Annotated in this window: 18 protein-coding genes and 2 pseudogenes; 14 read left to right on the forward strand and 6 right to left on the reverse strand. The window is 72.9% G+C overall.

Going from position 1 to position 22,811, the window contains the following annotated elements; genetic code table 11:
* Positions 1–132 precede the first annotated feature (132 nt).
* Positions 133–1,938, reverse strand: coding sequence for a 3-hydroxybutyryl-CoA dehydrogenase (locus tag AB0O67_RS27725; RefSeq protein WP_365455472.1), 1,806 nt, complete (start codon positions 1,936–1,938; stop codon positions 133–135).
* Between the two features lie 363 nt (positions 1,939–2,301).
* On the opposite strand from AB0O67_RS27725, the gene AB0O67_RS27730 reads away from it, so the two are divergent.
* A complete protein-coding gene (locus tag AB0O67_RS27730; RefSeq protein WP_365455475.1) occupies positions 2,302–2,883 on the forward strand; it encodes an adenylosuccinate lyase in 582 nt (193 codons plus the stop codon).
* A gap of 79 nt (positions 2,884–2,962) precedes the next feature.
* On the opposite strand, the pseudogene AB0O67_RS27735 reads toward AB0O67_RS27730, so the two are convergent.
* From AB0O67_RS27735 to AB0O67_RS27750, 4 genes and pseudogenes are all read right to left on the reverse strand, one after another.
* Positions 2,963–3,261, reverse strand: a pseudogene (locus AB0O67_RS27735) (GNAT family N-acetyltransferase); the annotation flags it as partial.
* Positions 3,258–3,680: a RidA family protein gene (locus AB0O67_RS27740; protein ID WP_365455478.1), complete on the reverse strand. Its 423-nt coding sequence runs from the start codon at positions 3,678–3,680 to the stop codon at positions 3,258–3,260. The gene AB0O67_RS27740 and the pseudogene AB0O67_RS27735, both read right to left, overlap by 4 nt.
* 57 nt (positions 3,681–3,737) lie before the next feature.
* Positions 3,738–5,294: an alpha/beta hydrolase gene (locus AB0O67_RS27745; RefSeq protein WP_365455481.1), complete on the reverse strand. Its 1,557-nt coding sequence runs from the start codon at positions 5,292–5,294 to the stop codon at positions 3,738–3,740.
* A gap of 152 nt (positions 5,295–5,446) precedes the next feature.
* A complete protein-coding gene (locus AB0O67_RS27750) occupies positions 5,447–6,484 on the reverse strand; it encodes an Rv2578c family radical SAM protein (RefSeq protein ID WP_365455484.1) in 1,038 nt (345 codons plus the stop codon).
* A 180-nt stretch (positions 6,485–6,664) separates the two neighbouring features.
* Here AB0O67_RS27750 and AB0O67_RS27755 point away from each other — a divergent pair, with 180 nt between their 5' ends.
* From AB0O67_RS27755 to AB0O67_RS27800, 10 genes are all read left to right on the forward strand, one after another.
* On the forward strand, positions 6,665–7,108 hold the full coding sequence (locus AB0O67_RS27755) for an SRPBCC family protein (protein WP_365455487.1): 444 nt from the start codon (positions 6,665–6,667) through the stop codon (positions 7,106–7,108).
* Between the two features lie 151 nt (positions 7,109–7,259).
* Positions 7,260–9,647 (forward strand): MFS transporter, encoded by a 2,388-nt coding sequence (locus tag AB0O67_RS27760; RefSeq protein ID WP_365455490.1) that lies wholly within the window; start codon positions 7,260–7,262, stop codon positions 9,645–9,647.
* Positions 9,648–9,791: 144 nt separating this feature from the next.
* A complete protein-coding gene (locus tag AB0O67_RS27765; RefSeq protein WP_365455493.1) occupies positions 9,792–12,239 on the forward strand; it encodes a SpoIIE family protein phosphatase in 2,448 nt (815 codons plus the stop codon).
* A gap of 153 nt (positions 12,240–12,392) precedes the next feature.
* Positions 12,393–13,118 carry a class I SAM-dependent methyltransferase gene (locus AB0O67_RS27770; protein WP_365455496.1) on the forward strand — a complete coding sequence of 242 codons (726 nt, stop codon included), beginning with the start codon at positions 12,393–12,395 and terminating at the stop codon, positions 13,116–13,118.
* A 151-nt stretch (positions 13,119–13,269) separates the two neighbouring features.
* The gene (locus AB0O67_RS27775; protein ID WP_365455499.1) at positions 13,270–14,103 is read left to right on the forward strand and encodes a M55 family metallopeptidase; all 834 of its coding nucleotides are present in this window, start codon (positions 13,270–13,272) and stop codon (positions 14,101–14,103) included.
* Entirely contained in the window at positions 14,096–15,400 is a 1,305-nt protein-coding gene (locus tag AB0O67_RS27780; protein ID WP_365455502.1) for a M20/M25/M40 family metallo-hydrolase, read from the forward strand. Before AB0O67_RS27775 ends, AB0O67_RS27780 begins: the two co-directional genes overlap by 8 nt.
* 4 nt (positions 15,401–15,404) lie before the next feature.
* Positions 15,405–17,369 carry a prolyl oligopeptidase family serine peptidase gene (locus tag AB0O67_RS27785; protein WP_365455505.1) on the forward strand — a complete coding sequence of 655 codons (1,965 nt, stop codon included), beginning with the start codon at positions 15,405–15,407 and terminating at the stop codon, positions 17,367–17,369.
* Positions 17,366–18,289, forward strand: a complete 924-nt coding sequence (locus tag AB0O67_RS27790; RefSeq protein WP_365455508.1) for an LD-carboxypeptidase — start codon at positions 17,366–17,368, stop codon at positions 18,287–18,289. Before AB0O67_RS27785 ends, AB0O67_RS27790 begins: the two co-directional genes overlap by 4 nt.
* A 138-nt stretch (positions 18,290–18,427) precedes the next feature.
* Positions 18,428–18,565, forward strand: a complete 138-nt coding sequence (locus AB0O67_RS27795; RefSeq protein ID WP_365455511.1) for a hypothetical protein — start codon at positions 18,428–18,430, stop codon at positions 18,563–18,565.
* An 81-nt stretch (positions 18,566–18,646) separates the two neighbouring features.
* Positions 18,647–19,198, forward strand: a complete 552-nt coding sequence (locus AB0O67_RS27800; protein WP_365455514.1) for a GNAT family protein — start codon at positions 18,647–18,649, stop codon at positions 19,196–19,198.
* On the opposite strand, the gene AB0O67_RS27805 is transcribed toward AB0O67_RS27800, so the two are convergent.
* Positions 19,170–19,517, reverse strand: a complete 348-nt coding sequence (locus AB0O67_RS27805) for a DUF6204 family protein (protein WP_365455517.1) — start codon at positions 19,515–19,517, stop codon at positions 19,170–19,172. The genes AB0O67_RS27800 and AB0O67_RS27805 overlap by 29 nt on opposite strands.
* Before the next feature lie 61 nt (positions 19,518–19,578).
* Here AB0O67_RS27805 and AB0O67_RS27810 point away from each other — a divergent pair, with 61 nt between their 5' ends.
* From AB0O67_RS27810 to AB0O67_RS27820, 3 genes and pseudogenes are all read left to right on the forward strand, one after another.
* Positions 19,579–20,475: an arginase family protein gene (locus AB0O67_RS27810; protein WP_365455520.1), complete on the forward strand. Its 897-nt coding sequence runs from the start codon at positions 19,579–19,581 to the stop codon at positions 20,473–20,475.
* A gap of 40 nt (positions 20,476–20,515) precedes the next feature.
* Positions 20,516–22,480 carry a DUF5107 domain-containing protein gene (locus tag AB0O67_RS27815; protein WP_365455523.1) on the forward strand — a complete coding sequence of 655 codons (1,965 nt, stop codon included), beginning with the start codon at positions 20,516–20,518 and terminating at the stop codon, positions 22,478–22,480.
* Between the two features lie 70 nt (positions 22,481–22,550).
* A pseudogene (locus tag AB0O67_RS27820) lies at positions 22,551–22,811 on the forward strand (hypothetical protein); the annotation flags it as partial.

A 22,811-nucleotide genomic window follows, 5' to 3' on the forward strand; every position in this document is an offset into this window, starting at 1 on the left:
GCACGCGCGTCGGCGGGTTCGCCCGCCCCGGCGCTCCCGGCCTCGCCCGCCAGGGGCTGGGTCCCCCCGACGCGGCCCGGCGGGGTCGCGCCGTGCCGGCCGCCGGAGCCGGACTGATCCACGGGATCGCCCCTAGCGGCTGGCGTACTCGCGGAAGCCGCGGCCCGTCTTGCGGCCGAGACAGCCCGCGGCCACCAGGTGCTCCAGCAAGGGTGCCGGGGCCAGTCCCGGGTCGCGGAACTCGCGGTGCAAGACCTTCTCGATGGCCAGCGACACATCCAGGCCGACCACGTCCAGCAGCTCGAACGGGCCCATGGGGTAGCCGCCGCCCAGCCTCATCGCCGCGTCGATGTCGTCCAGGGACGCGTAGTGGTCCTGCACCATCTTGATCGCGTTGTTCAAGTACGGGAACAGCAGGGCGTTGACGATGAATCCGGCCCGGTCGCCGCAGTCGACGGCGTGCTTCCCGACCTTGGCGCAGACCTCGCGGACGGTGGCGTGGACGTCGTCGGCCGTGAGCACCGTGCGGACGACCTCGACCAGCTTCATCGCCGGTGCCGGATTGAAGAAGTGCATGCCGATCACGTCCTGCGGACGCGAGGTGGCCCGGGCGCAGGCGACGACCGGCAGCGACGAGGTCGTCGTCGCCAGGACCGCGCCCGGCTTGCAGACCTTGTCCAGCGCGGCGAACAGCTGCCGCTTGACCTCCAGGTCCTCGGCGACCGCCTCGACCGCCAGGTCGACGTCGGCGAACGCCTCGTACGAGCCCGCCGGGGTGATCCGCTCCAGCGTCTGGGCCGCCGCCTCGGCGGTCAGCCGGCCCTTGTCGACGGAGCGCGCCAGGGACTTGCCGATACGGGCCTTGGCCGTCCGCGCCTTCTCCTCGCTGCGGGCGGCGAGGACCACGTCGTGGCCCGCCTTCGCGAACACCTCGGCGATGCCCGACGCCATGGTGCCGGAGCCCGCGACGCCGACCGAGCGGACCGGGCGGCCCGGCGTGAGGTTCCCGCCCTCCTGAGGCGTCAGCGCGTCCGGCACCACGGTGGCGCTGCCCGGGGCCTCGTAGGTGTAGAAGCCGCGGCCCGCCTTGCGTCCCGTGAGGCCCGCCTCGCTGAGCTGTTTCAGGATCGGCGCGGGGGCGTGCAGTCGGTCGCGGGAGGCGGTGTACATGGCTTCCAGGACGGTCCGCGCGGTGTCGACGCCGATCAGGTCGAGCAGGGCGAGCGGGCCCATGGGCAGTCCGCAGCCGAGCCGCATCGCGGCGTCGATGTCCTCGCGGGAGGCGTACCTCGCCTCGTACATCGCGGCGGCCTGGTTGAGGTAGCCGAACAGCAGCCCGTCGGCGACGAATCCGGGCCGGTCACCGACCGCCACGGGCTCCTTGCCCAGTTCGATCGCGAGATCCGTGACCGCGGCGACGGCCTGCGGCGCGGTGAGCACCGAGGAGACCACCTCGACGAGCTTCATCGCCGGCGCGGGGTTGAAGAAGTGCAGGCCCAGCACGCGCTCCGGGCGGGCCGAGTCGGCGGCCAGGCGCGTGACGGACAGGGCGTTGGTGCCGGTCGCGAGAATCGTCTCCGGGCGCACGACGCCGTCGAGTTCGCGGAATATCTGGTGCTTGATCTCGTACGACTCGGGGGCCACCTCGATCACCAGGTCGGCGTCGGCAGCCGCCCGCAGGTCGGTGGACGTGCGGACGCGGGCGAGGGCGTCCGCGCGCTCCTGTTCGGTGAGGCGGCCGCGCTCGACGGCGCGGGCCGTCGAGGACTCCAGGGCGGCGACGCAACGCACCGCCTGGGCCTCGCTGATGTCGATGCCGACGACCTCGCGGCCGGCCTTGGCCAGAACTTCGGCGATGCCGGTGCCCATGGTGCCGAGGCCGACGACGGCAATGGTCTGGAGCGGGGACAGCGTTCGGTCGGACAGGGGAGTGGCCATCGCGGGACTCCTGGAAAATGAGGTGACGACTGGGAACGCGCCCGGCTGCGCCGAGGGCGCAGCAGGTGCGTGAGAAGTGCGGGTGGTGCCGGGCTGCAAGCGCACACGCCCGGTGCCGTCGCTGCGGACGTGCGTCCGAGGAACGGTGATGACCGACCGGCCCTGTCCCGTGGCCGAGTCGCATTGCGGTACCTGAGTACCGAACCGACTGCTCTCGCGGCGGCTGCGTCACCAGGCCGTCGCGAGCAGTGATGCGAGTGGGTAACTCGCTCTAATGAGCTTAACTCGCGGGTAACGAGCGCGCCAGCCCTTTGTCTCTGTGATGTAGGTCCCTGACGCCGAGATCGTTTGTACGCTCGCGTCATGGACGAAGAGTTGCGATCGCTCACGGAGCGCTTACGGCGGGAGTCCGGGGGCTCCGCGGAGTACGAGCGGCTGGTGGCGACGGAGGACCACGGTGAACTCGCCGGAGTGCTCGTCGCGCCCGGCCGGCCGCTGTGGGCCAGGGAGCTGGCCGCGTTCCGGCTGGGGACGGCGGGCGACCGGCGGGCCTTCGAGTCCCTCGTGCTGCTCCTCAACCACCGTGACCCACCGCGCTGCGCGTCCGCCGCCCACGCTCTTGCCCGGCTCGGCGACCCGCGCACCGCCCGCGCGGCGGCGGCACTCGCCACGAACGAACTGCGCGTCGCCTACGCCCTGCACCCGGTGCGGCTGCTCGTCGAGCTGCGTGCCCCCGAGTCCGTCCCCGCGCTGATCACCACGCTGCGACGCCGGCTCCGCCCGCACGACCCGTACCGGAGCGTGGCCCTCGCGTGCGTGGAGGGGCTGGGGGAGCTGGGCGACGGCCGGGCCGGGCCCGTACTGAACGAGGCCCTGGCGCATCCGGCGCTGGCGGAGGCTGCCGTGACGGCGCTGGCGCGGATTCCCGGGCAGCGACGGGGATGAGGGGGGTACGGCGGCACCGAGTGGGCTTACCCCGCGTCCGTCAACTCCCGCGTACCGCACCTCCGGCACCTGGACCATCCGGGTGCACGTATGTCGCGTACAACTCGGCGTCCGTCGTGCGGACCTCACCGTCCCGGTAGGGGTCGTGGCAGGCCGAGCCGACGACCTCCCCGCCCTGCTCGGCGACCAGGTTCAGCACCGCGCCGTCGTTCTGCCCGAAGCGGGCCCGGCGCCGGTCGACGTCCTGCTGGACGCTGAGCGCGTCGAGGTAGGACTGCGGCATCAGGCCCCGGTAGGCGCTCCGCCGGCCGCCGACGCGGATCCCGGCACCCGGTCGCAGTCGGCGAGGGCCGGCTCCCGGACGTGCGGCCCGGTCACGCGGCCACCACCGCTGGGGCCCCCACGCCTTTGCGTAGTGGGGGAGCCTCGATCTCCATCAGGTACTCGGGGCGGACCAGCCCGGCGACCCGCACGGCCGAGGCGGCCGGGAGCCGGTCGCCGGGTATGTGCTCGGCGCGGGCCGCGCGGATGGCGGGCATGTGCGCCATGTCCGTGACGAAGTAGGTGAGCTTGACGACGTCGCCGAACGTGGCGCCGGCCGCGGCCAGGCAGCGGCGCAGGTTCTCGAAGACCTGGCGGGCCTGGGCGGCCGGGTCGCCCGCGCCGACCAGTTCGCCGCGCTCGTCGGGCGGGAGCTGCCCGGAGACGGCGACGAAACGGCCGGTGCCCGTGACCACGTGGGAGTACTGCTCGGCGGCGACCCCGTCGGGGGCCGGGATCCTGGTCGGCTCACTCATGGGTCGATGGTGGACCATGGGTCCGGCCGAACCCCCGACGGGCCGTCACCCCGTGATTCAGCCGCGGAAACCCAGCAGCCTGTGCAGCGTCGAGCCCTGCGACTCACCGGTGGACTTCGCGACCAGCGGCTTGGGGTCGGGCAGCGCCGCGCACACCGCGTCCGTCCCCCCGCGACCGCGCGGCACCGTGCCGTCGGTCAGATACGCCGACAGATGCTGGTCGAGGCAGGTGTTCCCGCTGAGCGTGATGCCGTGGTTGCCGCCCTCCTGCTCGACCACCAGGCTGGAGCCGCGCAGCAGCCTGTGCACCGTCGTGCCGCCCTGGTACGGCGTGGCCGCGTCGTGCGTCGCCTGGAACAGCAGGACCGGCGGCAGCTTGTCGTTGGCCACGTCCACCGGCCCCAGCGAGTCCGTCGGCCAGAACGCGCAGGGAGCGTTGTACCAGGCGTTGTTCCAGGTCATGAACGGCGCCTTCTCGTGCACCGCCCAGTTGTCCTTGCGCCACTGTGCCCAGTCGCGCGGCCAGCCGGCGTCCCGGCACTGCACCGCGGTGTAGACGCTGTAGCCGTTCTCCTCGGCGGCGTCGGCCGCGCCGAAGTTCTCGTACGCCTCGACCAGCGGGGCGGTCTTCCTGTCGTTGACGTACCCGGCGAACGCCTCGGCGAGGTGGGGCCAGTAGCCGTTGTAGTAGCCGCCGGGCAGGAACGTGTCCTCCAGTTCGGCCGCGCCCACCTTGCCGCCCGCGGGCTTCTCGGCCAGCGCCGCCCGCATCGCGTACCACTTGGCCTCGACCTTCTCCGGATCGGTGCCCAGCCGGTAGGTCGCGTCGTGCTCGGCGACCCAGGCCAGGAAGGCCCGGTGGCGGTCGTTGAAGGCGTGGTCCTGTGCGAGGTTGGCCTCGTACCAGACACCGGTGGGGTCGACGACGGAGTCGAGGACCATGCGCCGCACCCGGTCCGGATGGAGCTTGGCGTACACCGCGCCGAGGTAGGTGCCGTACGAGTAGCCGAAGTAGTTGATCCGAGGGGCGCCGAGGGCGCGCCGGATCCAGTCGATGTCCTGCGCGGCGCTGAGCGTGTTCATGTGGGGCAGCTCGCGCGCGTACTTCTTGCCGCAGGCGTCGGCGAAGGACTTGGCGCGCGTGAGGTCGGCCTGCTCGACGGCCGCGGTGGCGGGCACGGAGTCGGCGCGCACGGGGTCGAAGTGGCCGGGAGCGCAGTTCAGCGCCGGCTCGCCGCCGCCGACGCCGCGCGGGTCGAAGCCGATGACGTCGTACTGGGCCGCCACCGCCTTGGGCAGCGAGGAGGCGACGAACCCGGCGAGGGCCAGACCGCTGCCGCCGGGACCGCCCGGGTTGACCAGCAGCGGCCCCTGGTACGTCTTCGCGGTGTGCGGGACCCGGGACAGGGCGAGGGTGATCTTCCGCCCGCCGGGGTCCGCGTGGTCCAGCGGCACCTCCAGGGACGCGCACTGGAGCGTCGGATGGTTCGCCGTGGCGCACTTCTTCCAGGTGGGCCCGGTGGCGTCCGGGGCGCTCGCGCGGGCGGGGACGGCCGTGAAGGTCCCGGCCACCACCACGGCGGCGCCGCACAGCGCGGCTGCACGTTTCTTCATGGGGGGTCCTCCCAGGACGGAGGGTTGTGGACCGCGAGTCCCGCGGCCCTCGCCGGATCGTCCCGGAGTGAGCACCTGTAAGAACGTGTTCCGCCAATTCTTGACCCGATTGGGCCGTGAGTTGCGCTCGAACGCTCTGGGACAGAACGCTCTCAGATGAGCGAAAGTTGAGTCTGTTCGGCCACCGCCGCCGGGGCGGGCTCCGGCTCCCGGATCCGGCGGTGCGCGCCCGCGCGCGTGGGGCCGATGCCGTACTCCTCGGCCAGTTCGTGCACCTGCCGGGTGATCCGGCGCTGGTACCACTTCGGGGCGTAGGCGCCGTCCGCGTACAGCCGCTCGTAGCGCCGCACCAGGTGCGGGTGCTCCCGGCCGAGCCAGGCCATGAACCACTCGCGCGCCCCAGGACGCAGATGCAGCACCAGCGGGGTCACCGAGGTGGCCCCGGAGGCCGCGATCGCCCGCACGGTGTCCCGCAGTTGCGCCGGGTGGTCGCCCAGGAACGGGATCACCGGCGCCATCAGCACCCCGCATCCGATGCCGTGCTCACCGAGCGTCCGTACGACATCCAGGCGCCGCTCCGGCGCGGGCGTGCCCGGCTCGACGGTGCGCCACAGCTCGGGATCGGTGAAGCCGACGGAGACCGAGATGCCGACGTCCGTCACCCGGGCCGCCTGGGTCAGCAGATCCAGGTCGCGCAGGATCAGCGTGCCCTTGGTGAGGATCGAGAAGGGGTTGGCGTGGTCGCGCAGGGCGGTCAGGATGCCCGGCATCAGCCGGTAGCGGCCCTCGGCCCGCTGGTAGCAGTCGACGTTGGTGCCCATCGCGATGTGCTCGCCCTGCCAGCGGCGCGAGCCGAGCTGGCGGCGCAGCAGGTCCGGCGCGTTCACCTTCACCACGATCTGGGAGTCGAAGCCCAGCCCGGTGTCGAGGTCGAGATAGCTGTGCGTCCTGCGGGCGAAGCAGTACACGCACGCGTGCGTGCAGCCCCGGTAGGGGTTCACCGTCCACTCGAACGGCATCCGGGAGGCCCCCGGCACCCGGTTGATGATCGAGCGGGCCCGCACCTCGTGGAACGTGATGCCGGCGAACTCGGGGGTGTCGAACGTACGGGTGGTCACCGCGTCCGCGCCGAACAGCGCGGCGTCGGCGGGGCTGTCGCCGGATTCCAGGGCGAGGTTCTCCCAGCGCATGAAGCCTCCTCGGTAGCACTGGCCCCACAATAGAACATCTGTTCCCATGATCGTGCGGACGTCACCTCCGATCGCGCTCCGAAACCCGATCGATCACATCCGTGCCCCCGATTTGGGCGGCCGGGGACCGGGGTGGTTGGCTTGCCCCGACCCCGAGAACTCAGGTGCTGGAGGAACTCCATGGCGCAGGTCGAGGCCACCACGGAACGCGTCGTCGCGGCGGACCCGGAGAAGGTGTTCGACACCCTCGCCGACTACAGCGGCACACGCGCGAAGCTGCTGCCCGAGCACTTCAGCGAGTACGAGGTGCGCGAGGGCGGCGACGGCGAGGGCACCGTCGTCCACTGGAAGCTCCAGGCCACCAGCAAGCGCGTGCGCGACTGCCTCCTGGAGGTCGCCGAGCCGACCGACGGCGAACTGGTCGAGAAGGACCGCAACTCCTCCATGGTCACCACCTGGCGGGTCACCCCGGCCGGCGAGGGCAGGTCCCGCGTCGTCGTGGTCACCGTCTGGCAGGGCGCGGGGGGCGTCGGTGGCTTCTTCGAGAGGACCTTCGCGCCCAAGGGGCTCGCCCGGATCTACGACGCGATGCTCGACAAGCTCGCCGCCGAGGTGGAGAAGTAGCCCAAGAGGCCGGTCCGCAAAGGCCGTTGGTCTCTCACCGGTTCGAGTGGATCTCGGGTTCCGCCGGCATGGATCCGTAACTCGTCGCGCTTGTTGGCAGTTGTCGCTTTTACGCGGTAATGGTGCAGCAGCGCGACGAGGGGAGCGGTACGTGGGCGGGACCACTCTGGTGCAGGACGAACCGGTCGCGGCGGTGGCGCCCCCGAGGCTTCCGGCGCCACCGCCCACGCCCGCCGCCGAACTCGGCCCGCGCCGGGTGCGGTTGGTCTTCTTCGGGCTGATGCTCGCCCTGCTCCTGGCCGCCCTGGAGCAGATGATCGTCGCCACCGCGCTGCCGAAGATCGTCGGCGAGCTGCACGGCCTCGACAAGATGTCCTGGGCGATCACCGCCTATCTGCTCACGGCCACCGTCGGACTGCCGATCTACGGCAAGCTCGGCGATCTGCTGGGCCGCAAGGGCGTCTTCCAGTTCGCCATCGTCGTCTTCGTCGTCGGCTCCGCCCTCGCGGGCCGCGCGCAGACCATGGACCAGCTGATCGCCTTCCGCGCGGTGCAGGGCGTCGGCGCGGGCGGACTCATGATCGGCGTCCAGGCGATCATGGCGGACATCGTGCCGCCCCGGCAGCGCGGCAAGTTCATGGGGCTGATCGGCGCCGCCTTCGGTCTCGCCTCCGTCGCCGGGCCACTGCTCGGCGGCTACTTCACCGACCATCTCTCGTGGCGCTGGTGCTTCTACATCAACGTGCCCTTCGGTCTGGTCACCATGGCCGTCGTCGCCGTCGTCCTCAAACTGCCCAAGCCCCAGGTCAAGGCGCGGCTCGACGTTCTCGGCGCCCTGCTGCTCACCGTGGCCTCCACCTGCCTGGTCCTGCTGACCAGCTGGGGCGGCACCGAGTACGCCTGGGGCTCCCGCGTCATCCTCGGCCTCGCCGCCGGCGCCGTGGCCGCCACCGCGCTGTTCGTCGTCGCCGAGCACCGCGCCGCCGAACCCCTCATCCCGCTGCGCCTGTTCCGCGACTCCGTCTTCAACATCACCGGTCTGGTCGGCCTGGTGCTCGGTGTCGCGCTGTTCGGCGCCGCCAGCTACCTGCCCACGTTCCTGCAGATGGTCGACGGGGCCAGCGCCACCGAGTCCGGGCTGCTGATGCTGCCGATGATGGGAGGCATCGTCGGGGCCTCGATCATCTCCGGTCAGCTCATCAGCGCCACCGGCCACTACCGGATCCACCCGATCCTCGGCAGCGCCCTCTCCGTCGTCGGCATGTGGCTGCTCTCCCGCCTCGAAGCCGACACGCCCCGGCTGCACTACAGCATCTGGATGGGCGTCCTCGGCGCCGGGATGGGCATGGTGATGCCGGTGCTGATCCTCGCCGTGCAGAACTCCGTGCGCCCCGCCGACCTCGGCACGGCCACCAGCGCCAACAACTTCCTGCGGCAGATCGGCGGCAGCGTCGGCGCCGCCGTCTTCGGCACCCTCTTCGCCGACCGCCTCACCGACTCCCTGGCCGACCGTCTGCCGCGCACCGGTGCCGCCCTGCCCGACGCCGAGTCCATCACCCCCCAGGCCGTCCACGCCCTGCCCCCGGCACTGCGCGACGGCTACATCCAGGCCTACGCCGACGCCATGCCGAGGATCTTCCTGTACCTCGTGCCCGTGCTCGCCGTAGGCCTGCTCCTCTCGTTCTTCCTCAAGGAGAAACCGCTGGTGACCTACCAAACCCCCGAGACGGACAGCGTGCCGGTGAACACCACCGTCCCGCAGGCTCGTTCGCCGTACGCCGCCGGAATCGCCGTCTGCGGCACCGTGCAGCATCCCGACGGGACCGTCGTCCCGCGCGCGGCGCTCACCCTCATCGACGTCGCCGGACAGCAGATCGGGCGCGGCGCCAGCGGCGAGGACGGCCGGTACGCGCTGGCCACGCCGGGCTCCGGGGCGTACGTCCTGATCGCGGCGGCGGGCGGTCACCAGCCGCAGGCCGTCTCCGTGACCGTCGGCGAACGCCCCGTCGATCTGGACGTCGTCCTCGGCGGCGCCGGGCGCCTCGCCGGCAGCGTGCTCACCGCCGACGGCACGCCCGTGAGGGACGCCACGGTCACCCTCACCAACGTGCACGGCGAGGTCGTCTCCAGCACCCGCAGCGGCCGCGAGGGCGGCTACGTCATCGCCGAACTGGTCGCCGGTGAGTACACCCTCGCCGCCAGCGCGCCCGCGTTCCGCCCCGCCGCGCTCCCCGTCACCGTCCAGGCCGCCCGCGAGACCCGGCAGGACGTCGAGCTGGCCGGCGGTGCCGTGCTGCGCGGCACGGTACGGGCGAGCGGCGGACGGCCCGTGGAGGACGCCCGCGTGACCCTGCTGGACGCCGCGGGCAACGTCGTCGACACCCTCACCACCGGGCCCGACGGCACGTTCCGCTTCGTCGACCTGTCGTCCGGCGAGTACACGGTGATCGCGGCCGGCTATCCGCCGGTGGCGACCGTGCTCCAAGTGGCGGGCGGGGGGCGCACGGAACGGGACCTCCAGCTGGGCCACGAGGACTGATCGGACCATGGGGGCGCACGAGTGTGCGCCCGCGTGACCGGCGGCCCCAATTCCCGTATTGGCGCACATCGCGCACGGACGGCGCCGTACGGTGGTGAGCCGACGGCACAGATCTTGCACCGCCGTGGAGAGAGGGCCTGGGCCATGAGGCATGGCACCGACCGGGAAGCACCCCCCGGCCAACCGGCCGGTGGCGCCGCGCCGGTGGGACGGGTCCCGCTGGCCGTGGTCGTGGTGGACCGCGAGGGTCTCGTCTCCCACTGGAGCACCGGCGCGCGACGGCTGTTCGGCACCGCCAAGGAATCGGCGATCGGCCGCCCGGTCGGCGACCTGCTGCCCGTCTCCGGCGCGCTGCCGGCTGACCAGGAGGACTCGCCGTACGGGCCCTACGGGGCGTACGACGGTCTCGGTCCGGACCTCGGGGCCTCGCTCGACGGCGGGTTGTCCTACCCGGCCGCGGGCAGTGCCCGCCTCACCGGGCCGGACGGCGGCCGGGTCGACGTGCTGTGGTGGGCGTACCCGCTCGTGGGGCCCGGCGCGGAGCGGCTGCTGGTGCTCGCCGCCGACGCCGACGCGCTGCGCCGGCAGGGGACCGGCGAGGACGCCGCCGTCGAGCGGATCGCGCCCGCCTTCGCCCTGCACACCGACTTCCCCGGCGCCGACGAGCTGGCCCGCCGACTCCCCGAGATCCTGCCCAGCATGAGCGTCGGGGAGAGCGCCCGGATCGTCGGGCAGGTCCTCGAACTGGGCTACCCGGTCCTGGAGTTCAGCCAGAACGACCGTGTGCCGGTCACTCCCGACTGGGGTGTGCCCCGGCGTGCCGAACGCAAGGCGCGGCGCGAGCGGCTCGTCCGGGCGACGGCCGCGGGTGAGCCCGTACCGGACGAACTGCGCGACGAGGCCGAGGACCTGGAGTACGCCGCCGTACGCGAGCGTCTGGAGTTCCTCAACGAGGTCAGCGGGAGGATCGGCACCTCGCTCGATCTGGCGCGGACGATCGTCGAGGTCAGCAGGGCGGTCGTACCGCGCTTCACCGATGTCGCGGGCACCTATCTGCGCGAGCAGGTCGTCGCCGGTGAGGGTTTCCCGGACGGCGCGCCGGACACGACGACCATGTGGCACCGCGTGGCCCTGGAGCACACCGACGAACCGGGCCGCTGGGACGACGTCGTCCCCGTGGGCGAGGCCATGCCGTTCCCGGCGCACACGCCGTTCTTCCAGTGCATGACCACCGGCGAGCCCGTCCTCGTGCCCCGGATCAGCGAGCAGCTGGGCCACGCCATCGCCTCGCAGTTCGAGAAGCGGGACATCCGTCCGCTGATCACGGGCCGCAGCATGCTCGTCGTACCGCTGAAGGCCCGCACCGTCGTGCTCGGATTCATGGTGCTGCTGCGGCATCCGGAGCGCGCCGAGTTCAACGACATGGACCGCGTCACCGGTGCCGAACTCGCCGCCCGTGCCGGCCTCGTGCTCGACAACGCGCGCATGTACACCTTCCAGGAGAGCGTCGCCGAGACCCTCCAGGACAGCATGCTGCCGCACATCCCGCCGCGCATGGCGGGCTGCGACATCGCCACCCGCTATCTGCCCGGCACCTTGCTCGGACGGGTCGGCGGCGACTGGTTCGACTCGGTGAAACTGCCCGGCGCGCGCACCGCGTTCGTCGTCGGCGACGTCATGGGGCACGGCCTCAACTCGGCGGCCATGATGGGCCAGTTGCGCACGGCGGTACAGACCATGGCAGCCCTCGACCTGCCGCCCGCACAGCTGCTGCGCAACCTCGACGACCTCGCCCAGCGGCTCGGCGACACCTATCTCGCGACCTGCCTGTACGCCGTCTACGACCCGATCGCGAGCGAGCTGCACCTCGCCAACGCGGGCCACATCCCGCCCGTACTCGTCCGCGCCGGGGACGGCCGCAGCGACCTGCTCGACCTGCCCACCGGTGCGCCCATCGGCGTGGGCGGGGTGCCGTTCGAGACGGTACGCATGCGGGTGGAGCCCGGTGACCGGCTGGTGATGTGCACCGACGGGCTGGTCGAGATGCGCGGTGAGGACATCGGTGTCGGACTCGCCACGCTGTGCGAGTCGGCCGCCCACCCGGCGGCGTCCATGGACGACGCCTGCGACACGATCATCCGCGCCCTGGGCACCCCCGGCGGCCGCAAGGACGACGTCGCTCTCCTGATGGCCCGCCTGAGCGGCATCGAACCCGGCGACGTCGCCGAATGGCGCTTCCGCCTCGACCCGGCGGAGGTCGGCCGGGCCCGCGCGGTGGTCCGCGAGCAGCTGCACGAGTGGGCGCTGTCCGGCCCGGCCGCGACCGCCGAGCTGGTCGTCGGCGAGCTGGTCACCAACGCCGTACGGCACTCCCACCGCGGGCCGGTCGGACTGCGCCTCGTGCGCGGCGAGACCCTGCTGTGCGAGGTGGACGACGACGATCACGACCTGCCGACGCTGCTCAGCGCGGGGCCGCTCGACGAGGCCGGGCGCGGGCTGCGCGTGGTGAGCGCCCTCGCGCGCGAATGGGGCGCCAGCCGTACGAAGGCGGGCAAGACGGTCTGGTGCGAACTCACGCTGCCGCGCCGCTGAACCCACCCCTGGGCGGCGTCCACCGGTCGAACGAGCCGTGAAGGTATGCGCGGTGTGTGCGCCGTGTTCTTGTGACCGCGCGCCGGGCGCGGTACACCCGTACTGGCCCGTCGCCCGTGGCGGGAAAACGGCGTCGTACCTGGGGAGTTGGCCATGAGCGTGACCAGTCGGTACCGGGAGGCCTGGGAAGGGTTCTGGCGCGAGGCGCCGGGCGGGCAGGGCGCCGTCCTCTGGGACGCCGAGCCCGTGCTGACCGCCGGACGGCATGTGGCCCTGTTCGAGCCGCGGCTGGCCGATCCCGGCCTGCCGATGATCGACCTGGGCTGCGGCAACGGCACCCAGACGCGTTTCCTCGCTGCGCGCTTCCCGCGCGTCCTCGGCGTCGACCTGTCCGTGGCGGCCGTGGCGCACGCCGAGGAGGCGGACCCGGCGGGGCAGGCGACCTACCGGGAGCTGGACGCCGCCGACAAGACCGAGGTGGAGGTCCTGCGCGCGCAGCTCGGCGACGCCAACGTGTACATGCGCGGTGTACTGCACCAGTGCGAGCCGGGTGACCGGCAGCCGCTCGTCGACGGGATCGCGACCCTCGTCGGCGAGCGCGGCCGGGTCTTCCTGGTCGAACTCGCCGAGGCCGCCGGACTCGTCCTGCGCGGCCTGGCGCAGAGCCCGGACGGACCGCCCGCCAAGCTCGCCCCGGTCTTCCGGCACGGCATCGCGCCGGGCGAGGTCGCCGACGCCGCGGTGCCCGAGTACCTGACCGCCGCCGGCCTCACCGTGCTCGCGAGCGGCGACCTGCCGCTGACCACCACCGAGACCCGGCCCGACGGCACCCGGATCGAGCTGCCCTCGAAGTGGCTGGTCGCGGGCCGCACCGGGTGAGGCGGCCCCGGCACGGTCGCGTAGGGTCGGACCGCGTACGGCCTCGTGGGCGGTCCGGTCCCGCGCCGGCGGCCGCGGACACCGGCTGAACCACCGGTGCGGGTCGTCCCGTCCTGGTCGCCCGTCGATTCTCCGCGTAACGTGACGCACCATGAAGATCCTCATCAGCGCCGACATGGAGGGCGCCACCGGCGTCACCTGGCCGGCGGACGTGCTGCCCGGGACACCCCAGTGGGAGCGCTGCCGATCGATGTTCACCTCGGACGTGAACGCCGCCGCGCTGGGCTTCCACGACGGCGGCGCCGATGAGGTCGTCGTCAACGAGGCCCACTGGACCATGCGCAACCTGCTGCTGGAGCAGTTGGACGAGCGGGTGCAGATGCTCACCGGCCGGCACAAGTCGCTGTCCATGGTCGAGGGCGTGCAGCACGGCGACGTGGACGGGATCGCCTTCGTCGGCTACCACGCGGGCGCCGGCGCCGAGGGTGTCCTGGCGCACACCTACCTCGCGAACTCCATCACCGGCGTGTGGCTGAACGACGTACGCGCCAGCGAGGGGTTGCTGAACGCGCATGTCGTCGCCGAGTACGGGGTGCCCGTGGTGCTGGTGACCGGCGACGACGTGGCCTGCGAGGACGCTCTCGGGTACGCGCCCGGGGCGCTGAAGGTCGCCGTGAAGGACCATGTGTCGCGGTACGCGGCGGTGTGCCGGACACCGGCCAGGACCGCCGCCGACATCCGGGCCGCCGCCAAGGAGGCGGCCTCGCTGGCCGTCCGGTACGAGCCGGCCGTGTCCGGCCCGCACACCGTCGCGGTCGAGTTCGACGCCGAGCACCTGGCCATGGCGGCGACCGTGGTGCCGGGCGTGGAGCGGACCGGGGAGCGGAAGGTGGCGTACACCTGCGCGACCATGTACGAGGCGATCCGCACCTTCAAGGCGGTCACCACCGTCGTCTCGGCTGCCGTGGAGGAGCAGTATGGCTGATCAGCAGGCGCTGGACGAGGTCGTGGAGTTCACCTCCGGCCTCATCCGCATCGACACCACCAACCGGGGCGGCGGCGACTGCCAGGAGCGGCCGGCCGCCGAGTACGCGGCCGAGCGGCTCGCCGAGGCCGGTCTCGAACCCACCCTCCTGGAGCGCACCAGGGGGCGCGCCAACGTGGTCGCCCGGATCGCGGGCACCGACCCGTCCGCCGACGCGCTGCTGGTGCACGGGCATCTGGACGTCGTGCCCGCCGAGGCCGCCGACTGGAGCGTGCACCCGTTCTCCGGCGAGGTCCGCGACGGGGTCGTCTGGGGCCGGGGCGCGGTCGACATGAAGAACATGGACGCGATGATCCTCGCCGTCGTGCGCTCCTGGGCCCGGCAGGGGGTCCGGCCCCGACGGGACCTCGTCATCGCGTTCACCGCGGACGAGGAGGCAAGCGCCGAGGACGGCTCCGGCTTCCTCGCCGACCGGCACCCCGAGCTGTTCGAGGGGTGCACGGAGGGCATCAGTGAGTCCGGGGCGTTCACCTTCCACGACGGGTCGGGCCGCGAGATCTACCCGATCGCGGCCGGGGAGCGCGGCACGGGATGGCTGAAGCTCACCGCGCGCGGGCGGGCCGGGCACGGCTCCAAGGTCAACCGCGAGAACGCGGTGACCCGGCTGGCCGCCGCCGTCGCGCGGATCGGCGCGCACGAGTGGCCGCTGCGGCTCACCCCGACCGTGAGCGCGGCCCTGACCGAACTCGCCGCGCTGTACGGCCTCGGCACCGGCCTCGACGACGTCGACCGGCTGCTGGAGAAGCTCGGCCCGGCCGCCAAGCTCGTCGAGGCCACCGTCCGCAACAGCGCCAACCCGACCATGATGGACGCCGGCTACAAGATCAACGTCATTCCGGGGGAGGCCGTGGCCCATGTCGACGGTCGCTTCCTGCCGGGCGCCGAGCAGGAGTTCCGGGACACCCTCGACCTGCTCGTCGGGCCGGACGTGGAGTGGGAGTTCGAGCACCGCGAGGTGGCGCTCCAGGCGCCGCTGGACTCGCCGACCTACGCGCGGATGCGGGCCGCCGTCGAGGAGTTCGCCCCCGAGGGGCATGTCGTGCCGTACTGCATGTCGGGCGGCACCGACGCCAAGCAGTTCTCCCGGCTCGGCATCACCGGCTACGGCTTCGCGCCGCTGAAGCTGCCCGAGGGCTTCGACTACCAGGCCCTTTTCCACGGCGTCGACGAGCGGGTGCCCATCGAGGCGCTGCACTTCGGCGTCCGCGTCCTCGACCGGTTCCTGCGGGACGCCTGACCACATGGGGGAGAACGTGCAGACCCTGCCGTACGGTTCCTGGCCGTCGCCCATCGACGCGGCCCTCGCCGCCGCGCACGACGGGCACCCGGAGTTCGTGGGGTTCGTCGGCGACGAGGCGTGGTGGACCGAGCCCCGGCCCACCGAGGGCGGCCGGCGCACCCTGGTGCGGCGGCACGCCGACGGCACCGAGGAGTCCGTGCTGCCCGCGCCGTGGAACGTGCGCAGCCGGGTCATCGAGTACGGCGGGCAGCCCTGGGCCGGAGCCCTGGTCGACGGGCGCCCGGTGGTGGTGTTCGTGCACTTCGCCGACCAGCGGCTGTACCGGTACGAAGAGGGCGCCGAGCCCCGTCCGCTGACCCCCGTGTCGCCGGTGGGCGGCGGGCTGCGGTGGGTGGATCCGCAGCTGCGGGTGGAGCGCGGTGAGGTGTGGTGCGTGCTGGAGGAGTTCACCGGCGACGGACCCACCGACGTGCGGCGCGTCCTGGCCGCCGTGCCGCTGGACGGCTCCGCCGCCGGGGACCGGGACGCGGTACGCGAACTCAGCGACGACCGCCACCGGTTCGTCACCGGGCCCCGTCTCTCGCCCGACGGGCGGCTCGTGGCGTGGCTCGCCTGGGACCATCCGCGGATGCCCTGGGACGGCACCGAGCTGGTGCTCGCCGAGGTGACGGACGACGGCACGCTCACCGCGCCCCGCACGGTCGCCGGTGGTCCGGACGAGGCCATCGCGCAGGCCGAGTTCGACGCCGACGGCGCCCTGCTGTACGTCAGCGACCGCACCGGCTGGTGGAACCTCTACCGCGACGGCGAACCGCTGTGCCCGCGCGAGGAGGAGTTCGGCGGGCCGCTGTGGAAGCTCGGCCACCGCTGGTTCGCGCCGCTGGACGGCGGGCTCGTCGCCGTCGTGCACGGCCGCGGCGCCACCGCCCTCGGCATACTCGACCCGGAGACCGGCGAGGTCGTCGACGCGGCCGGCCCCTGGACGGAGTTCGCGCCCGCCCTCGCGGTGCACGGCGAGCGGATCGTCGCCGTCGGCGCCAGCCCACGCAGCGCCTACGAGGTGGTCGAACTGGACGCCCGCACCGGCCGGGCCCGGGTGATCGGCGCCGAGCACGACGACGTGGTGGACCCGGTGTTCTACCCGGAACCCCAGATCCGCGCCTTCACCGGCCCCGACGGACGCGATATCCACGCGCACGTCTACCCGCCGCACCACCCCGGCTGCACCCCGCCCGGCGCCGAGCTGCCGCCGTACGTCGTCTGGGCGCACGGCGGTCCGACCAGCCGCTCCCCGCTGGTGCTCGACCTCCAGATCGCCTACTTCACCTCGCGCGGCATCGGGGTCGCCGAGGTCAACTACGGCGGCTCGACGGGCTACGGCAGGGAGTACCGGGAGCGGCTGCGCGAGCAGTGGGGCGTCGTCGACGTCGAGGACTGCGCGGCCGTCGCGCTCGCCCTCGCCGAGGAGGGCACCGCCGACCCCGAGCGGCTCGCCGTACGCGGCGGCAGCGCGGGCGGCTGGACCACGGCGGCGTCGCTCACCATGACCGACGTCTACGCCTGCGGCACGATCATCTACCCGATCCTCGACCTGGCCGGCTGGGCGACGGGGGAGACCCACGACTTCGAGTCGCAGTACCTGGAGAGCCTGGTCGGACCGCTCGCCGAGGTGCCCGGGCGGTACGCCGAGCGCTCTCCGGCCGGGCACGCCGACCGGATCACGGCGCCCTTCCTGCTGCTCCAGGGCCTGGACGACGTGATCTGCCCGCCCGCCCAGTGCGAGCGGTTCCTCGAGGAGATGGAGGGGCGGCAGGTGCCGCACGCGTACATCGCCTTCGAGGGCGAGGGGCACGGATTCCGGCGGGCGGACACCATGATCCGCGCCCTGGAGGCCGAACTCTCCCTGTACGCCCAGGTGTTCGGGCTCAACCCGCCCGGGGTGGGGACGCTGGAGCTGACCAAGTGAAGGAGCTCGTGCGACCGCCCCGGCTGGCCGCCGGGGCCCGGGTGGCTGTCGTCGCGACGAGCGGACCAGTGCCCGAGGAGCGGTTGCAGAACGGGCTCGACGTGCTCCGGGGCTGGGACCTCGACCCGGTGGTGGCACCCCATACGCTGGACCGGCACGACGAGTTCCGCTACCTGGCGGGCACGGACGCCGACCGGGCCGCCGACTTCCAGGCCGCCTGGTGCGACCCCTCCGTGGCCGCGGTGCTGTGCGCCCGCGGCGGGTACGGGGCGCAGCGGATGGCCGACCTGCTCGACTGGGACGCGCTGCGGGCGGCCGGGCCGAAGGTGCTCGTGGGCTTCAGCGACGTCACCGCGCTGCACGAGGCTTTCGCCGCCCGGCTCGGGCTGGTCACCCTGCACGGACCGATGGCGGCCGGCGTCGACTTCATCAAGAACGCGCGGGCGCAGGACCATCTCCGGGCCACGCTGTTCGCGCCGGAGACGGTCCGTACGATCGCCTCCGGCGGCGGCGGGCTGGTGCCCGGCCGCGCCCGGGGCGTGACGTTCGGTGGCTGCGTGAGCCTGCTCGCCGCCGAACTGGGCACGCCGCACGCCCGAACCGACTCCCGGGGCGGGCTGCTGATGATCGAGGACGTGGGGGAGGAGCCGTACCGGCTCGACCGGATCCTCACCCAGCTGCTGCGCGCCGGCCGGTTCGACGGGGTCGCCGGGATCGCCCTCGGCTCGTGGCTCGACTGCGGCCCGTACGAGCAGCTGCGCCCAGTGCTGGCGGAGCGGCTGGGCGGGCTAGGGGTGCCGGTCGCCGAGGAGTTCGGGTTCGGGCACTGCGAAGGGGCGTTGACGATTCCGTTCGGTGTGACGGCGGAGCTGGACGCGGCGGCGGGGACGCTGACGCTGGAGGAGCCGGCGCTGCGCTGAATTGCCGTCAGTTTCCGCGCGGAAACCGCAGTCACGGTGATTGACCTCGGCTGACACGTGTCACAGCATGGCAACCGGCCAGTACGTACTGGCCGGTATCCGGCGTGTCCTCAGCGCGGAGGCATCGTGTCCCGAAGTGTGCCCAGATCCCGTGCCGTCCTCGCCGCCGCTCTCGGCGCCGCGCTCGCCGTCTCCCTCGCCGTCACCGCTCCCGCCACCCCAGCGACCGGGCAACCGGGGGATCAAGCCTGCGACGGTGGTGAGCGCGCCCGGTGACACCGGGGTGCTGGAGCTGCCCGTGGTCCAGGACTGACGGCCGAGGCTGCGGCGGCCGGGGGCCGGTCGTAGGGTGGCGGGATGCCGCACATCGCGTCCCGACATCTCGCCGAGGGCCCCCGCGTGGGCATACGCCACTTCACCTACGAGGACGGCGCCGAGTTCACGGCGCGGGTCCGGGAGAGCAAGGATCTGCACCATCCGTGGCTCTTCCCACCGGACACGGCCTCGGCGTACGCCCGCTATGCCGGCCGGCTGATCGAGGACCCGGGCAGCGCCGGGTTCCTGATCTGCGAGACGGCCACCGGCACCCTCGCCGGGTACATCAACATCAACAACATCGTCGGCGGCGCCTTCCAGAGCGGTGCGCTCGGCTACGGCGCCTTCGCGCACGCCGCCGGGCGTGGCCTGATGCGCGAGGGGCTGAACCTGGTGATCGACCATGCGTTCGGGCCGATGCGGCTGCACCGCCTGGAGATCAACGTGCAGCCCGGCAACGCCGCCTCCATCGCCCTGGCCCGCGCCTGCGGGTTCCGCCTGGAGGGCTACTCGCCCCGGATGCTCCATGTCGACGGCGCCTGGCGGGACCACGAGCGCTGGGCGCTCACCGCCGAGATGCGGACCTGTAGTTGATCTTCATGGTGTCGAGGTCGGTGACCGTCGAGCGCAGTTCCCCGAAGCCGTAGCCGAGCCCACGCAGCATCGTCTCGGCGCGCTCCTGGGCGAGCGCGGCCGCCATCTCCTCACCGTCCCCGGCGTCGGACACGACCACGAACCGCATCGAGAAGTGCTTCAGCGGCGACGCCTCGTACGACAGCGTCCCCTCCTCGGTGAACCGCATGCTCAGCATCCCGTGATCGGCGGCCTCCGCCAGCAGCCGGCTCCTGGCCTCGTCGCTCAGCGCGTCCCAGGTGCCTCGGACGATGACCCGGTAGGTGTGCTGCTCGTTCATGCGTCCGTCCTCGCGTGAAAGTCGTTGAAGCCCCGACTGTACGTCGGGGAGGATGCCGGACATGCGGAATATCGTGGTGATCGACGCCCCCTCGAACCTGGGCCTGCGCCCGCCCGCCCCGGGCACCGTGCCCGGCTGCTACAAGCTCGCGGGCGCCCTGCGCGAACAGCGGATCGTGCAGAGGTTGCGTGCGCGGGACGGCGGGGTCGTGGTGCCGCCGCGCTACGACCGCGGGGACTGGCAGGAGGGCGACGGGGTGTTCAACGCCACCGCCATCGCCTCGTACACGCGCAGGCTCGCCGACCGGATAGAGCACCATGTGCGCGCCGGGGACCTCCCCCTCGTGCTCGGCGGCGACTGCTCCATCCAGCTCGGCGCGTCCCTCGCACTGCGCCGCGTCGGCCGGTACGGGCTGGCGGCCGTCGACGCCTCCGCGGACTTCCGGCACCCGGGCAACTCCGACCGCGTGGGCGCGGCCGGCGGCGAGGAACTCGCCCTGGCCACCGGCCGGGGCCAGGAGGACCTGACGAACCTGGAGGGCCTGAAACCCTATCTGCGGGACGAGGACGTACGGCTCTTCGGGATCCGCGACGACGATCCGGAGCGTGCGGAACTCGCCGCCCTGAAGATCCCTGTCGTGACCGTCGGCGACATCCGTGAGTGGGGCGGTGAGGCGCTCGCGCGGGCCACTGCCGAGGCCTTCGAGGTCCCCGAGGTGCAGGGGTTCTGGGTGCATCTGGACGCCGACGTGCTCGACCCGGGCGTGATGCCCGCCGTCGACAGTCCCGATCCCGGCGGACTGCTCCCCGCCGAACTCGTGGCACTGCTACGTCCGTTGCTCGCCTCATCGCACTGCGCCGGCCTCAACGTCACCATCTACGACCCCGACCTCGACCCCGATGGCACGGCGGGCGCGCTCCTCGCGGACGTCGTCGTGGACGCCTTTGCACAATCCTGACCGGCTGTTCCCCTGGCCAGCTCGGCGCCGGGCGGGTTCCATGGTGATCGTGACGACGATCCGACGTGACGTAGTGACACTGCCCGCCGCCGAGTTGGGACCTGACAACCCCCTGCCCCCGCTGCGGCCACTCGACGAGATGCACCGCGTCGACGACAGGGACCGCGAGGACCTGCCACGTGACATGGCGCGGCAGGTCGGGTACGAGCCCTTGCGCAGCCTGCTGCCGGTGGGCGTCCGCGACGGCTACGAACGTGCCCGCGCACCACGGGACTTCGACGCCGTGGTGATCGAGAACGACCGGCTGCGCGCCACCGTGCTGCCCGCCCTCGGCGGGCGGCTGGTCTCACTGGTCCAGCTGCCGTCCGGCCGTGAACTCCTCTACCGCAACCCGGTGTTCCAGCCCGCCAACTTCGCCCTCAACGGCGCCTGGTTCTCCGGCGGCGTCGAATGGAACATCGGCGCCACCGGCCACACCACCCTGTCCTGCTCACCTCTGCACGCCGCCCGCGTCCCCGCCCCCGACGGCGGCGAGATGCTGCGCCTGTGGGAGTGGGAACGGCTGCGCGACCTGCCGTTCCAGGTGGACCTCTGGCTGCCCGACGGCTCGGACTTCCTCCACGTGGGCGTCCGCATCCGCAACCCGCACGAGCGACCCGTGCCGGCCTACTGGTGGTCCAACATCGCCGTTCCCGAGGAGTGCAGGGTGCTCGCTCCGGCCGAGGAGGCCTGGAACTTCAGCTACGAGCGCCGCCTGCGCCGCGTGCCGGTCCCCGCGCACGACGGGATCGACCGCACGTATCCCCTCAACAGCGCCTACCCCGCCGACTACTTCTACGAGCTGCCCGAGGGACGGCGGCCCTGGATCGCCGCGCTCGACGCCGAAGGGCAGGGGCTCGTGCAGACCTCCACCGACGTGCTGCGCGGGCGCAAGCTGTTCGTGTGGGGCTCGGGCCGCGGCGGGCGGCGCTGGCAGCAGTGGCTCACCGAGCCCGGCACCGGCGGGTACTGCGAGATCCAGGCCGGACTCGCCCGGACGCAGCTGGAGCATGTGCGGCTGGAGCCGGAGAGTGAGGTGTCCTGGCTCGAGGCCTACGGACCGCTGCACGCGTCCCCGGAGGGCGAGGACTGGGCCGGGGTGGTCCGCGACGCCGAGGCGCGGCTGGAGGCGGTGCTGCCGCGCGCGGACGTGGTCGCGGCGTACGAGGCCTGGAAGCCGTGCGCCGACGCCGAACCCCGCGAGCGGCTCGCGACCGGCTCGGGCTGGGGTTCCCTCGAAGTGCTGCGCGGCGGCTGGAAGCTGCCCGGCACGCCCTTCGAGGAGAGCAACCTCGAAGACGCCCAGGCGCCGTGGCTCCAGCTGCTGCGGGCCGGATCGCTTCCCGAGCCGCGCCGGGTACGGCCGCCGGGCCGGACGCCGGTCGGGCCGCACTGGCGGGACATGCTGGAGACGGCACCCGCGACGCCCCTCGCCGAGTACCACCTCGGGGTCGCGCAGTGGCACGCCGGGGACCGGGCGCAGGCGGTGCGCAGCTGGGAGCGGGCGCTCCCGCTGGCCCCCTCCGTCTGGCCGCTGCTGCGCTGCCTGGCGGTCGCGGACCGGGAGCACGGCCACCACGAGCGGGCCGCCGACCGGTACGTGGAGGCCTTCGACGACCTGTGCCGGGAACGGCGCGACGACGGTGAGGTGTGGACGGCGGCCACGGCGGCGCTGGGCCGGGAGGCGATCGGCGCGCTGCTCGCCGTGCGGCGTCCGGGGCAGGCGCGGGCCGTGTGGGGGCGGCTGCATCCCGCGACCCGGGCCCGGGGCCGGTTCCGGCTGCTGGAGGCCGAGTTGCTGGCCGCCGAGGGGCGACTCGAGGACGCCCGCGCGGTCTTCGAAGCGGGCTTCGAGGTGGCCGACCTGCGGGAAGGGGACGAGGTCGTCGGACGGTTGTGGGAGCGGATCGACGGCGGCCCGCTGCCCGCACGGTACGACTTCCGGATGCGGCCACCCACCCCCTGAGGCCCCCCTGGCCCGCCACACACCGTGGGTGGCGGCGTTACGCGGTGGTGGCCACGGGTACCCGGCGGCCATGGACCGCATGGATCATCTGGAGCACCTGGACAGGCATCTGGTCGACGAGCTGGCGCAGGTCGCGCGGGAGACGATCCGCGACGAACTGCGCCAGCAGACGCGCAAGCAGCGCCGCAAGGCCACGCTGTACGCCGCGTCCGGTGCCGTCGCCCTGTACGCGGGCGCCACCGCCGCGCTGCTGATCCTCGCCGTCCTGCTCTTCCCGGTGTACTGGATGCTCAACACCGCGCTCCAGCCCGAGTCGAGCATCGCCGCCACG

It is taken from the genome of Streptomyces sp. NPDC086077 (genome assembly GCF_040686175.1).
Lineage (GTDB): Bacteria > Actinomycetota > Actinomycetes > Streptomycetales > Streptomycetaceae > Streptomyces.